This is a genomic window from Eubacterium sp. AF36-5BH, assembly GCF_003460505.1.
GTDB lineage: Bacteria > Bacillota > Clostridia > Lachnospirales > Lachnospiraceae > Eubacterium_G.
Genome location: NZ_QTVG01000007.1, coordinates 161267 through 175153 on the forward strand (window position 1 = coordinate 161267; position 13887 = coordinate 175153).

11 protein-coding genes are annotated in these 13887 nt (G+C 33.2%); 2 read left to right on the forward strand and 9 right to left on the reverse strand.

Annotated features, from left to right (window positions below):
* Positions 1 to 40: 40 nt before the first annotated feature.
* The 7 genes from DW006_RS08915 to DW006_RS08945 all read right to left on the reverse strand — a co-directional run bounded on the left by DW006_RS08915 (position 41) and on the right by DW006_RS08945 (position 6510).
* Complete coding sequence (locus DW006_RS08915; RefSeq protein WP_117999969.1) at positions 41 to 1342, reverse strand: leucine-rich repeat domain-containing protein; 1302 nt, start codon at positions 1340 to 1342, stop codon at positions 41 to 43.
* Between the two features lie 272 nt (positions 1343 to 1614).
* Positions 1615 to 2961 carry a glucose-6-phosphate isomerase gene (locus DW006_RS08920; RefSeq protein WP_117999970.1) on the reverse strand — a complete coding sequence of 449 codons (1347 nt, stop codon included), beginning with the start codon at positions 2959 to 2961 and terminating at the stop codon, positions 1615 to 1617.
* 124 nt (positions 2962 to 3085) lie between these two features.
* A complete protein-coding gene (locus DW006_RS08925; RefSeq protein ID WP_117999971.1) occupies positions 3086 to 3799 on the reverse strand; it encodes a hypothetical protein in 714 nt (237 codons plus the stop codon).
* 91 nt (positions 3800 to 3890) lie between these two features.
* Positions 3891 to 4583 (reverse strand): 5'-methylthioadenosine/adenosylhomocysteine nucleosidase, encoded by a 693-nt coding sequence (locus tag DW006_RS08930; protein WP_199521902.1) that lies wholly within the window; start codon positions 4581 to 4583, stop codon positions 3891 to 3893.
* A gap of 83 nt (positions 4584 to 4666) precedes the next feature.
* Complete coding sequence (locus tag DW006_RS08935) at positions 4667 to 4915, reverse strand: TIGR03905 family TSCPD domain-containing protein (RefSeq protein ID WP_022165129.1); 249 nt, start codon at positions 4913 to 4915, stop codon at positions 4667 to 4669.
* Positions 4916 to 4957: 42 nt separating this feature from the next.
* Positions 4958 to 5701: an ABC transporter ATP-binding protein gene (locus tag DW006_RS08940; RefSeq protein ID WP_117999973.1), complete on the reverse strand. Its 744-nt coding sequence runs from the start codon at positions 5699 to 5701 to the stop codon at positions 4958 to 4960.
* A gap of 8 nt (positions 5702 to 5709) precedes the next feature.
* Positions 5710 to 6510, reverse strand: a complete 801-nt coding sequence (locus DW006_RS08945) for an ABC transporter permease (RefSeq protein ID WP_022165131.1) — start codon at positions 6508 to 6510, stop codon at positions 5710 to 5712.
* A 181-nt stretch (positions 6511 to 6691) separates the two neighbouring features.
* On the opposite strand from DW006_RS08945, the gene DW006_RS08950 reads away from it, so the two are divergent.
* Both DW006_RS08950 and DW006_RS08955 read left to right on the forward strand, forming a co-directional pair.
* On the forward strand, positions 6692 to 9154 hold the full coding sequence (locus DW006_RS08950) for a glycosyltransferase (protein WP_117999974.1): 2463 nt from the start codon (positions 6692 to 6694) through the stop codon (positions 9152 to 9154).
* A gap of 105 nt (positions 9155 to 9259) precedes the next feature.
* Complete coding sequence (locus tag DW006_RS08955; RefSeq protein ID WP_117999975.1) at positions 9260 to 10942, forward strand: CDP-glycerol glycerophosphotransferase family protein; 1683 nt, start codon at positions 9260 to 9262, stop codon at positions 10940 to 10942.
* Positions 10943 to 11252: 310 nt separating this feature from the next.
* On the opposite strand, the gene DW006_RS08965 is transcribed toward DW006_RS08955, so the two are convergent.
* Positions 11253 to 13448 (reverse strand): bifunctional glycosyltransferase family 2 protein/CDP-glycerol:glycerophosphate glycerophosphotransferase, encoded by a 2196-nt coding sequence (locus DW006_RS08965; protein WP_117999976.1) that lies wholly within the window; start codon positions 13446 to 13448, stop codon positions 11253 to 11255.
* A gap of 9 nt (positions 13449 to 13457) precedes the next feature.
* Positions 13458 to 13874: a glycerol-3-phosphate cytidylyltransferase gene (tagD, locus tag DW006_RS08970; protein ID WP_117999977.1), complete on the reverse strand. Its 417-nt coding sequence runs from the start codon at positions 13872 to 13874 to the stop codon at positions 13458 to 13460.
* Positions 13875 to 13887: the final 13 nt, after the last annotated feature.

Sequence of the window (13887 nt, forward strand, 5' to 3'; positions counted from 1 at the left end):
TTTTACATAATTTCCAAGGGCTTTGCATTATTTTATTATTTTATTTTGTTAAAACAATCTTTTCGCTCCACTTACCATAAGACTTTTTATTTTTCTTTACAATCTTGTATGGTCTTACTGAAATATAAGCAGGCTTTCCTTCAATCTTTGATGTATAGTTATCTATATCATAGCTGAAGCTAACGTTGTATTTTTTCTTGAACACCTTAGGGGCTTTAACCTTAATGCTTGTTTTTGTTGTAAAATACTTATATGTCTTGCCACCTTTCTTAATCTGAACCTGATAGCCCTTGGCACCTGTTAATTTTGCAAACTTAGCATTAATTTTATTCTTTTTGAAAGTTGCACTTGTCATTACTGTTTTTGCACTCTTTAATGACTTTGTAGAAGTCAATATTACTTTCTGGTCAAATGCCTTTGGACTCATTGCTACACTGCTCTTTAATGTAACTTTCTTTAAATTTGTTTCCTTAAATGCGCATCTGCCAATCTTCTTTAACTTTGAGTTTGTAGTTAATTCTGATACTGGGTTTTCTGCAAATGCATATGGTTCAATAGTTTTTACATTCTTGCCTAATTTTACTTCTTCAATTACCTGATTATAAAAAGCTGCTGATTTAATTGTTACTGCAGTATCAGGAATTGTTACTGTGCAGCTATCTAAAATGTGGTAGTAAACTGTTTTACCGTCAGATGATACTAAACAATCATTTGCCATTCTGCATCTGTTATTATCCTTAGCAATTGTAACTGATAAATAATCTCTGTCATGTACTTTTGCTAATGCAAGACCTAATGTTTCGGCACTTCCTTTTAACTGAACTTCCTGTACTTCACTACCTAATGCCCCATACTGGAAATTATTCATATCTCCTTCTACTACAACTTTTCCTACACCATAAAAAGCATCTGTCTCAACTGTTCTAACTGTTTTTGGAATTGTAATTGATTTTAAATCGTTAAATGCGTTACCCTTAATTGTTGTTACTGTATCTGATATTTCAACGCTGCCAACGCCATTGAATTTTGCAAAAGCGTCTTCACCAATTACTGTAATTCCATTTCCTATTACAATTTTGTCAACAGTGCCTAAATACGAATACTTAGTGCCATTCCACATAGCACCTGTTCCACTAATCGTTAATGTTCGAGTTGCTTTATCGTAGCTATAAATGGCATTGTCACCACAACGCCCTTCAATTTTCTGACTAGGTGCTGTAGTTGTAACTTCCACTGCCTTTACTACTCCTGTTGTTAATTCTAATGGCATTACTGTTGGAACTGCTAATGTTAATGCCAAAGTTGTTGCTGTTAATACTGATAAAAATTTTGATTTTCTCATCTTAATCTCCTCCTGTTTTCTCTTTGATTTATTTTGTTTGATATATATAGAACGAAGGCTTTTCAAAAAATATTGCATCAACTTTAAATATTTTTCATAGGGATTTTTTTTATAAAAAAAGAACCCGATTACAAAGGCGTCTCTTCCTTCATAATCAAGTCCTTTTTATTATTTAGAAATATATGTGTCGAAGTCTATATTGAGTGGTATTCTCCGGGTGACTTCTTCCCATATTTATTTTTGTTAAAATCTTTGAACCATTAAATTTATGATTACAATCTTGATTTTAATTCTGCTGTTAAATCTTCATAACCAGGTTTTCCAAGAAGTGCAAACATGTTCTTCTTGTAGCTTTCAACACCTGGCTGGTTAAATGGATTTACACCAAGGATATAACCACTTACACCACATGCAAATTCGTACATGTATAATAGCTCTCCAAGATAGAATTCGTTCTGTTCCGGAATGTTTACAATAAGGTTTGGAACATTACCGTCTGTATGAGCAAGAATTGTACCGTTCATGGCACTCTTGTTTACGAAATCCATATCTTTTCCTGCTAAGTAGTTAAGTCCGTCAAGGTCTTCAGGATCTTCATCAATAACTAATGATACTTTTGACTTTTCAACATTTAAAACTGTCTCAAACATAATTCTTGAACCGTCCTGAATGAACTGTCCCATTGAGTGAAGATCTGTTGTCAAGTCAACTGCTGCTGGGAAAATACCTCTCTGGTCTTTTCCTTCGCTTTCGCCAAATAACTGTTTCCACCATTCACCAAAGTAATGTAAACTTGGTTCATAGTTTGCAGTAATTTCTACTGCCTTACCCTTTCTAAGGAGGATATTTCTGATTGCTGCATATTTCATTGCATCATTATCTTCAAAAGCATTTTCTAATGCAGCCTTTCTTCCACTTGCTGCACCTTCCATAAGCTTGTCAATATCTGCTCCACTTACTGCGATTGGAAGAAGTCCAACTGCTGTAAGAACTGAGAAACGTCCACCTACATCATCAGGAACTACGAAGCTTTCATAACCTTCTGCTGTTGCAAGTCCTTTAAGGGCTCCCTTTGCCTTATCTGTTGTAGCGTAAATTCTCTTTGCTGCTTCTTCTTTTCCATATTTCTTTTCAAGCATTTCCTTAAATACTCTAAAAGCAATTGCAGGTTCTGTTGTTGTACCTGATTTTGAAATAATGTTTACTGAGAAATCTCTATCTCCAATTACATCGATTAATCCCTGTAAGTATGCCGGGCTAATGCTGTTTCCTGCGTAATAGATTTCAGGTGTCTTTCTAATTTCCTTTGATACATTGTTGTAGAAACCATGTCTTAAGAAATCAATAGCTGCTCTGGCACCTAAGTATGAACCACCAATACCAATAACAACAAGAACTTCTGAATCTCCCTGAATCTTCTTTGCTGCCTTCTTAATTCTGTCAAATTCATCCTTATCATAGTCAACCGGTAAATCAATCCATCCTAAAAAGTCATTACCTGCCCCTGTTTTTTCAACTAAAACTTTCTTTGCATCTTCTGCGATTTTCTTCATGCTTGTTACTTCATCTTCTGAAATAAATGAAGTAGCTTTAGAATAATCAAATGTTACTTTAGACATATCTTTTTCCTCCGTTTAAACTTAAAACAAAACTCAACTTTTATTATACTTTTTTGAAACGATTTTTTCAACCCTGTATTTTATGGTATTTTTCACTAAAAAGTCCCCTATCTTTTATGTTTTTTTACCTAAGAAACTCTCCAATAACCTGGTCTAAAACTTCCTCTTCTCTTGCCTGCTCTTCTTTTTCAGATGTTTTCTGAGAGTAGGCAATATCAGGTTTAATATTTTCATTTTCAGGTATTTCATTAGCCACTTTGTTTTCAATCGTTTGACTCTGGTTAAATCGTCTGCCATTGCCTTCTTCCAAAGCCTCAGCCAAAACATATGTTAATTCCATTTTTCTATCACTGCAGGCAAGTGTCCTATTAACCATTTCCAAACTAATTGCCACAAAACTGCCTATAATCAAATATTGAACCCATGTAATTTCATTAGGACGTTCTAAGTACACCTCATAAGATACAATTGAATACACTGCCATAATAATTAGCGTACAATAGTTAATTATATTATTTACCCTGTTTATGGAAATATACATTATTCTGCATCTGTTCAAACTCTTTTGCACAAATCCTATAGGATTTTCCATGTTGTGATTTACCTGTCTTAAACTATCATATTTAGTTTTAATCTGTCTTAAAGTTGCGTTGTTGGTTTTGTTTATATTGCCTGCCTTTCTTATAAGCTTATTGTAATTATGTAAAACAAGCCATTTTGTGACAACTCCTAACGCAAAAAAACTCCCTACAATAAGTAGAAAGTTTTCCTGATTTACTATCTTTGGTATTGTTGTTTCAGCCCAGTTTTCCAACTGACTTATGTAATAGTCAAACATTTATTTTCCCCCTTACTGAAAATTAATTTCTTTTCAGTAAATGGTAGCACAAACTTAACCTTGTTGCACTAAAAATCGTTCGACATATTTTCTAATAATTTTTAATAATTTTGTACATTAATTCAATTGAATTTTCTGCGGCTTTTTTCTCAAATGTTGGATAATCCATTTCTGCACCGCCATCTGCTTTGTCTGAAATAGCTCTTATTACCAAAAATGGAATGTTGTTTAAGTATGCTGCATGGGCAATTGATGCCCCTTCCATTTCCGCACAGTCGCCGCCAAACTGGTCACGGAGATATTTTTTCTTTTCTGCAGTTCCGATAAACTGGTCACCTGAAACTACCTTCCCTTCAAATATTTTCACATCCAATTCAGCTTCTTTTGCAGATTTCTTGGCAACCTCCATAAGTCTCTTGTCAGCTTTAAACACTGAAGTTTCCATGTCAGGAATTACGCTTTTTTCATATCCAAGTGGTGTAACGTCCATATCATGTTCTAAGGCTTCAGTTGAAATTACAATATCACAAATATTAATATCATTATTAAGGGAACCTGCCACACCTGTGTTAATTACCCCATCAACCTGAAAATCATCTACTAATATCTGTGTGCAGATTGCTGCATTTACTTTTCCAATACCGCTTTTTACAACTACAACGTCTTTTCCAAAAATATTACCCATGCAGAATTCCATTCCTGCCTTCTTTGTTACTTCCAAATTATTAATGGCTGACTTTAAAGTTGCCACCTCCACTTCCATTGCTCCAATTATACCAAGCATGTTTATCCTCCTAAAATTCTTTCATTTAAAGCTAACAAAACCGTTGTCATATTGTTTTCTGACAACGGTTCTATTAAATTAATTTATTTCTGCTGTTCTAAATACTGTTCTAATGCCTGTGCAAGCTGGTCCGGACATGAAGTTCCTCTACCGTTACAGTCAATACCTTTAAGTCTTTTAATAACTTCGTGAATATCCATTCCTTCAACTAACTTTGCCACGCCCTGTGTGTTTCCGTGACACCCCATAACAAACTGCACGTCTTTTACCTTGTCACCGTCAACGTCAAACTTAATAAGTCTTGAACATGTTCCTCTTGTTGTATATTCCATTACCTTGTCCTCCTTTTTCTAAGAATTACATACGACAATGTTTTAGTCATTTAACTTGCTCTGGTAAATTGCTGACACTTCATCAATATCACCTTTGGCAATTAACCGACCATGATCTAATAATATAGCTTTATTGCATAAACGTTCAACCTGCTGCAAACTATGTGATACAAAAAGTACCGTTACTCCATGGTCAAACATCCCCTGCATTTTCTTTTCACATTTCTTTCTAAACTTAGCATCACCTACAGATAATACTTCATCTAAGATTAAAATTTCCGGTTCAACTACTGTGGCAATTGAGAAACCTAATCTTGCTTTCATACCTGAAGAATAATTCTTAATAGGTACATCAATAAATTCACCAAGTTCAGAGAACTCTAAAATTTCATCATATTTTTCTTCCAAGAAACTTCTTGAAAATCCTAACACTGAACCATAAAGGAAAATGTTTTCTCTTCCTGTGTAGTTAGGATCAAAGCCTGCTCCAAGTTCAATCATTGGAGCTATATGACCGTTTCTTGTAACCTTACCTGTTGTAGGTTTGTAAACTCCTGCAATAACTTTAAGAAGTGTAGACTTGCCTGCTCCGTTAAGACCAAGAATTCCAAGTCTGTCACCTTTTTGAAGTTCAAAATTAATATTTTTAAGAGCCCAGAATTCGTTAAAACGAATTGTCTCGCCTTTTATTTTCTTTATAAGTAATTCTTTTAAATTATCTACTTTTTCTTTACTTAAGTTAAAACGAATACTTATATCTTCAACTTTAAGTGCCGGTTTTTCCATAGTTCCTCCTAAATATGCAAGATGAACTTATCTTGATTCTTCTTGAACATTACAATTCCAATTACTAATGCTACCAAACTAAATCCAAGTGAGTAAAGCATCATTGTTAAGTTTGATAGACCATAACTCATGCTTGTGAAAAGTGAACCGCCTTCCATAACTACACATCTTACATTACTGATAATGCAGTATAATGGATTAAACTGAAGTACAGTTTTTACCTTTTCAACTTTGTCTACATAATAGAATATTGCTGAGCAATACATAATAAGCATTACTATAACTTCCCATAAGTATTCCAAATCTCTAAAGAATACACATACAGTTGATAATATAAGTCCAACTGCCACACAGAAAATAAATAATATTCCCAGTGGTATAAACACTTCAATAATATGCCATGACATTGGAACTCTATAGAATATAGCCAATATTGCAAGTATTATTAATGATAATAAGAATAAAATAAAGTTATATATAATTGTTGATAATGGGTATAAATATTTTGGTACATATACCTTCTTTATCATAGCCTGATTTGCTCTAATGGATCTCATTGCCACCTTACTTGTACTTGAGAAGCAACTGTAAATCAATCTACCGCATAAAATATATACCGGGTAGTAAGGATGACTGTTTCCTAACAGTTCACCAAATACAAATGCTAATACCATTGTTGTAAGTAATGGTTCCAACAGTGTCCACACTAAACCTAAATATGATCTTCTATATTTGAGCTTAATACCTTTATATACTAATTCTTTTAAAAGGTATCTATATCTCATAAATCCTTGAATATACTTCTTCATATTACCTCCATCTTTTCTTAGTAATACTCGCAATAATTATATATTATTCTTTTGTAATGTCAACAAATAGCCACATTTTTTTATTATAACAAAAAAGTTATTAAATGTGAAATTTATAGTATTTCTTTTTTATTTGTACTATAATATAAGGAATACTAGATTCAAAAGAACGGAGATTTTTATGGGATTTTTAGGCAAAGTCAAAAGAAAAGCCGGCAATTTCAAAGAAACTGCAAGGCGTTCCAAATATGCTAAATACTACAAAAACCTTTTAATTGAAGATAAGGTTATTTTATATGATTCTTATTTTGGACGAGGCATGATTTGTAACCCCTTTGGCATTTTTCTTGAGTTACTTAATAATGACGATTTCAAGGATTATACCCACGTTTGGGTTATTGAAGATAAATATGGAAACGAACCTGTTATGGAGCAGTTTGCAGAAAACAAAAATGTATTTGTTATCGGCAGACACAGCGATGACCATCTTCGCTATTTAGCTTCAGCAAAATATATTATAACTAACGTTTCCTTACCCTTTTATTATTGTAAGAAGCCGGACCAAATATACATTAACACATGGCATGGAACTCCTATTAAGAGTTTAGGTTTTGATATGCCAGACGCACCGGTTACAATTTCTAATGTCCTTAGGAACTTTCTTTCTTCGGACTATATGATTTCAGCCAATCCTTTTTTAACATCTGTATTTCTTGAAAAATACAAATTACAGGGATTATACGAAGGAACAATTATAGAAGAAGGATATCCTAGAAACGACAGGCTTTTTAATACTGATAGAAAAGCTCTATTATCACTTCTTGGAAAATACGGCTTAGATATTGATTCAAAAAAAGAGATTATTTTATATGCGCCAACCTGGAAGGGCAACGACTATAATCACCCACAGGTTGATGTTAATGAATACATTGATTTTAAGCGGTCACTGGAGTCCTTAATTGACACTGATAAATATCAGGTTCTACTTAAGCCTCATCAGGTAGTTTATAAGGAGCTTAAGAAATCCGGCAGAATAAGCGATTCGCTTATACCTGCTTTTGTAGATACAAATGAACTTTTGTCAATTACAGATGTTTTGATTTCAGATTATTCAAGTATTTTCTACGATTTTCTTGCAACTGGAAAACCTGTTGTTTTCTACATTCCTGATTTGGAAGAATACAAGAATTATCGTGGTTTATACCTTGCTTCGGAACAACTTCCGGGACCTTGTTTAACAAACATTGATGAAATTGGAAAAGTTATTAACAATTTAGATTTTTATATTAACAAATATCAAATTAAATATAATGAAGCAAAAGCTTTTGGTTGTCCAATGGATGACGGCAATGTGGCAAAACGTATTGTAGATGTTGTTTTTTATGGCAGAACATCTGATGCTAACGGCAGGGACTATAATTTAATTAAATGTAGTAACCATAAGAAAAAGCTTTTATTCTTCGGTGGCGGTTTACGAATGAACGGTATTTCCACTGCCCTTAGAACAATGCTTGATTATATTGACTATGACAAATATGACGTAACTGTTTACGCAGGGAATTTGAAATTTCCTGACAGTAAAGAAATGATTTGTTCATTTAATAAAAATCCTAGAATTTTTGCTAGAGTTTCTTACACACCTTCAACGTTTGGCGAAATGATTCGCAATGATTTTCTAAGAGTCTTTGGTTTTTGTAATGGTCTTATGAAAAAGATCTATCCAAAGGCAATGTATGACAGGGAATTTGTAAGATGCTTTGGTACAAGTCATTTTGACACTGTTATTGATTATTCAGGTTATGGTAGTTTCTATTCCATACTTCTTTTAAGTGCTACAGGTGCAAAGAAGTTAATTTGGCAGCACAATGACCTGCTTACTGAGAAGAACAAAGTTGTAAACAACAAGAAACCACACAGTCGTGAACTTCGTGTTGTTTTTTCAACCTATCAGTTTTATGACAAAATCGTTGGTTGTTCAGAAGCCACAATGGAAGTAAACCTTGAAAAAATCGGTTACAAGAATTTGAAGAGAAAATGTACTTATGTTAGAAACGCAGCTAATTTTGACAGGGTACTAAAAGGAGCCAAGGAATCATATAATGAAGAGACTGCTATAAATGCAGGCTTACCGGAGCTTCTTAATAAAGATTTAATTTCTTTTGTTAATATGGGCAGATTATCACCTGAGAAAAATCAGGAAGCTTTAATTAAAGGTTTTGCCAAAGTTAACAAAGAGAATCCTAACACAAGACTTTACATTATAGGTGACGGTCCATTAATGGAACACCTTAAATCTTTAATCAAGTCTTTAGGTTTAAAGGGGAAGGTTATTATGACCGGTAATATGGAGAATCCTTTTATGTTAATGAAAGAATGCAGTTGTTTTGTTCTACCTTCATTACACGAAGGACAACCTGTTTCATTATTAGAAGCAAGATTACTCGGTCTGCCAATTATAATGTCTGACTTTAGCTCTGCTAAATCTTCTTTATTTGAAAACGGACAACTTTTAATTGGTAATAGCGAAGAGGAAATTTATAAAGGATTAACTACTTTTATTAACGGTCAGGTTCCTACTTGCGATTTTAATTACAAAGATTATAATAAAACTACAATAGAACAGTTTGAGGAAATTATCGGGTAGTTTACGATAACCTGTCACGTAACCCCCATATATAATTAATATAACATTTAACTATTTACTTATTTCAAAGAAAGGACAAGTATTTTACTTGATTATGGTGCAAGTATGGAGAAATATTCAGCCACTATAAAAAATGGGTTTAAATACACTCTGAAGCGAAACATAAAGAAATATACTCAAAACATAAAGATGCCTGAAAAAGATTTAGGTAAAAAACAATACTACTCATTTTTGTCTATACCGGTTCGTGAGCATCATATATTTTACGAAGCTTTCTCAGGACTTGGTGTTCTTGATAATCCTCGTGCCATTTTTCTACAGTTATTGAAAGATCCTGCATTTGAGGATATGATTCATATTTGGTCCATTTCAGATATGGATATGGCAAAAGACAACATTAAGGAATTTGAAGATTTACCAAATGTTCGTTTTGTTAAGCGTGAATCTGAAGATTATTACCGTTATCTTGCCAGCAGCAAGTATCTTGTATCAAATTCAACTTTTGGGTACTTTTTTGTGAAACGCCCTGAGCAAACATACATTAACACCTGGCATGGCGTTCCAACCAAATACATGGGTTACGAACATACTGTTGAACGTGTTGAAAATGCCAGAGGCCCTGCAAGAAACTTCTTAGGTGCTGACTATCTTATTTCAGCCAACAAATTTATGACAGAAGTTATGTACAAGCGTGCGTACAAGCTTGACGGTCTGTATGAGGGCACTACTTTGGAAATTGGTTATCCAAGAAGTGATTTACTTATAAACGCAGATATTAAGAAGGTAAAACAAAAACTTGAAGACATTGGTATCAAGACTGACAAGAAAATTATTTTGTATGCACCAACCTGGAAAGGTAATCTTTACAATCAACTTGAATATGATGTTGAAGAGTTTAAGAATACTGTTAAGAAGTTTTCAGAAAACATTGACCAAAGCAAATATAGAATTTATTTAAGAGTTCATTATTTCTTATACAAAATTTTAGCTGAGGATTCTGAATTAAAGGATATTTTAATACCTTTTACAATTGATACTAATGAGCTACTTTCAGTTGTGGATATTTTAATTTCTGACTACTCAAGCATCTTCTTCGACTTCCTGATTACAGGTCGACCAATTGTTTTCTACGTTCCCGACTTGAAGGAATACGAAAGTGGTAGAGGGCTTTATGTACCGGTTAATACTTTGCCGGGAATTGTATCCTCTGATTTAGATGAAGTTGCTTCCTCACTGGATGCAATTTGCAAGAATAGAAAAGAATATTGCGATTTCTATAAACCACAGCTAGATGAAATGAATCGTTGGTGTACTTACAATGATGATGGATTGTCTACTCAGAGACTTATTAACATTATCTTTAAAGACTACACCTATCTATCATCAAGAAATCAGGATATTATCAAAACTTTTGATGAAGGGAAGAAAAAAGTTCTTATATGTGTTAATTCAAAACAAAAGAGCAATGCCTTTTGGGCTGAATTTTATCAGAAGCTTAAGAAATACGATTTTAAAACTACAGACGTAACTGTACTTGTTACTTCTTTTAAAGATTTAGAATCTAAAAAATATTTTAACAATCTTCCTGATGAAGTAAGAGTTTTAGTTTGGTTTGCATTACCATTTGTCATTGAGGCGTCTAAAACTTTCTATGACAGAGAAGCGCTTAGAGCTTTTGGTGATGTACACTTTGATGAAGTTTTGGTTGAAGGTGACATTAATGAATATTTTGCAGACTTTGCAAACAACCTAAATGGCTTATACGAAAAGGAGCCACAACAGGGTTAAATAATAACTGCAAAAGTTGAATAATAATTACAGTAATACAGTAGTTACAGAAAAAAATAATAATTACAGAAAAACCGGTTAGTATGGATTTTACCCAATGCTAACCGGTTCTTTTCTCATTTCATATATTATTGATTCTATATATTATTTTAAAATATTATTCATATATATTCATTTAAATATATTATACGTCAATTATCTCCATCATTTGTTATCTGTTTACAACACCATAAATAATGTACCGGCCGTTATTAATATCGAGCCAATGGCTGACTTGTATGTAAAGACCTCATAGGATGAGGCCTTTTTATTATGATTCTTTAAAAATCTTATTTACAACTCTTTCCGTAGCATGACCGTCATCTATGCAACAGAATCTATTGTAAAATTCTTCATATCTGTCTTTATATTTTTCCTGAATTTGGTCAATGTTCTTTATGGCATCTACTACTTCATCATTTGTTAGAAGCATTGGTCCTGGAAGATCATCTTCCATGGATAAATAGAAACCATGTAAAACATCTCTATATCTTTCAAGATCGTAAGTATAATAAAGAACCGGTCTCTTTAAGTTAGCAAAGTCAAAGAATACTGATGAGTAGTCTGTTATTAAAATATCTGTTATTAAATACAAATCCGTAACATCATCATAAGCACTTCCATTAACTGCAAACTCACCGTATTTTGACATATCTAAAGCTTCAACAACTAAATAATGTAATCTAAGCAATAACACATATTCGTCACCGAATTCTTTTTCTAATCTGTTTACGTCTAAATCCAAGTCAAACTTAAACTGTCCAATTTCATAGTAATTATCATCACGCCATGTTGGAGCGTACATAATTACTTTCTTGTCGGCAGGAATTCCTAATTTTTCCTTTATCTTTCTAGCACGTTCTTCTCTGTCAGGTGCATATAAAGGATCATTTGCAGGATATCCGTATTCAAGAATTTTTTCTTTTGGATACATAAAGCAACTTTGGAATTTTTCAGTTGAAAACGGATTGTCTGATAAAAGATAATCCCAGTTTTCTTTCTGTCTGTAAAACTTGTCCTTGTAATTTGATACGCCGCCTACAACATCGTTTAAGTCAAAAGCCAGTCTCTTAAGTGGTGTTCCATGCCATGTTTCCAAAAGCACTGTATCTTCCCTTTTTGGAACACTAAGTGGCTGTTTCATATTTAGAATCCAATACTTACTTCTATTCATGTAATAGAAATATCTAAGACCTGATCTTCTAACTGTTTTATGTTTTCCCGGTATCTTCAAGCCTCTCTTATCCACAGACCACACATAAGTGTATTTATCTCCAAAATGTTCCTGCATGTATTCGTAAATATATTTAGGCTGTCCGGAATAATTTCTTCCCATAAAACTTTCAAAAATTACATAGTTTTCTTTCATTGGCATTTTGTTAAAAATATGCAATGCAAAAGCTTTATTTCTAGCCCATTTATTTTTGAACATTCTCTTTAACTTCTTCTTTGCCAGATATCTGTTGCCTGTTTTTTTAACCTTTGCCAAATCGCCCTTTGCCATTGCCTTTATTACAGGCTTTTCAAGAAAATAAAAATATCTTCTTTTTAAATTCTTCTTATCCATCTGGCTACATCTATTGTAGAATTCCTGGAAGTATTCATTTTCCCAGCACTCTTCTTCCTCTGTATTCCAACGGAGTTTTTTAATTAAGTATAATGTGACGAACTTAGCTTCAATAAGATCAAAATGTCCCTGAATTTCAGGATGTCCCTCAGCTACCTTCTTTGCATTGTCAATTGCCATAAAATAATAAGGCATTGACTCTATCTTAGGTGTCTGTTCGATTGCCGGATTATTATATCTGTCATTATGATGTCTCTTTACATAAATTGCATTTACGTTACTTTTGATTTTCTTTGTTGTACACAAAATCTCTGTAAGCACTCTAACATCTGCGAAACAATACTGTTCTTCATTAAACCTAATGTTATTGTCTGTAAATAATGACTTTCTATATAATGCACCAAGAACTGTTAATCTTTCCAGTCTTCTAAAATGAGTAAGTCTTGACTCAATGGGATTATCAAAATCATATTTTTCAAGATTTTCCTCTTCCTTTTCAATATCACGCTTTTCCTCAAATGTAACTGTTCCCTGATATGTTCCCTGAACACGACCATAAGCCATGTCTGTATCTTCATCCATTACATCTAATAATTTCTTAATTCCATCATCGTAAATGTAGTCGTCATTATCAAGAAAATAAATATATTCTCCCTGCGCCTTATCCATGCCCAAATTTCTGGCTGCGGATACGCCGGTTTTGCCTTCCAAATAGAATATTTTTAAATTAATTTTGTCCTTGTATTCGTCAATAACCTGCTGGAATTCATCTTTGTCATCCTGTAAATCATCTACAACAAGCACTGTTTCATAATCCTTAAATTCCTGTTCTGAAATGCTTTTGAAGCAGTCTTTTAAATACAATAGCCACTTTCTGTGGGTTACAATTATACTTACCATTTCCATCTCCTACTTATCGCCCTTAGCAGTCATGTCTTTTTTGTTAAGGTCTTCTTTTATCTGTGTAGTTGAAATACCTTCTGTTCTTGGTAAATAAACTACTTCGCAATAATCTTTAAGGAAATCAAATTTGCCTTCCCAATCGCTACCCATTACAAAAGTATCAATCTTGTAGTCCTGTACGTCTGAAATCTTCTGATCCCAGTTATTTTCAGGGATAACTAAGTCTACATATCTGATAGCTTCAAGTACCTGCTTTCTTTGCTCATAAGTAAAGTAACATTTCTTTTGCTTTGAGTTCCAGTTAAATTCATCTGTTGAAAGCACTACTACCAAATAGTCTCCCATTTCCTTTGCTCTTCTTAAAATATTAATATGTCCATAATGAAGCATATCAAATGTTCCATATGTTATAACTCGTTTCACGTATTCTTCCTCC

What these genes read in the sequence shown, in the direction of transcription:
- DW006_RS08915 (WP_117999969.1), bottom strand. Translation starts at nt 1,342, where the DNA reads ATGAGAAAATCAAAATTTTTATCAGTATTAACAGCAACAACTTTGGCA.
- DW006_RS08920 (WP_117999970.1), bottom strand. Translation starts at nt 2,961, where the DNA reads ATGTCTAAAGTAACATTTGATTATTCTAAAGCTACTTCATTTATTTCA.
- DW006_RS08925 (WP_117999971.1), bottom strand. Translation starts at nt 3,799, where the DNA reads ATGTTTGACTATTACATAAGTCAGTTGGAAAACTGGGCTGAAACAACA.
- DW006_RS08930 (WP_199521902.1), bottom strand. Translation starts at nt 4,583, where the DNA reads ATGCTTGGTATAATTGGAGCAATGGAAGTGGAGGTGGCAACTTTAAAG.
- DW006_RS08935 (WP_022165129.1), bottom strand. Translation starts at nt 4,915, where the DNA reads ATGGAATATACAACAAGAGGAACATGTTCAAGACTTATTAAGTTTGAC.
- DW006_RS08940 (WP_117999973.1), bottom strand. Translation starts at nt 5,701, where the DNA reads ATGGAAAAACCGGCACTTAAAGTTGAAGATATAAGTATTCGTTTTAAC.
- DW006_RS08945 (WP_022165131.1), bottom strand. Translation starts at nt 6,510, where the DNA reads ATGAAGAAGTATATTCAAGGATTTATGAGATATAGATACCTTTTAAAA.
- DW006_RS08950 (WP_117999974.1), top strand. Translation starts at nt 6,692, where the DNA reads ATGGGATTTTTAGGCAAAGTCAAAAGAAAAGCCGGCAATTTCAAAGAA.
- DW006_RS08955 (WP_117999975.1), top strand. Translation starts at nt 9,260, where the DNA reads ATGGAGAAATATTCAGCCACTATAAAAAATGGGTTTAAATACACTCTG.
- DW006_RS08965 (WP_117999976.1), bottom strand. Translation starts at nt 13,448, where the DNA reads ATGGTAAGTATAATTGTAACCCACAGAAAGTGGCTATTGTATTTAAAA.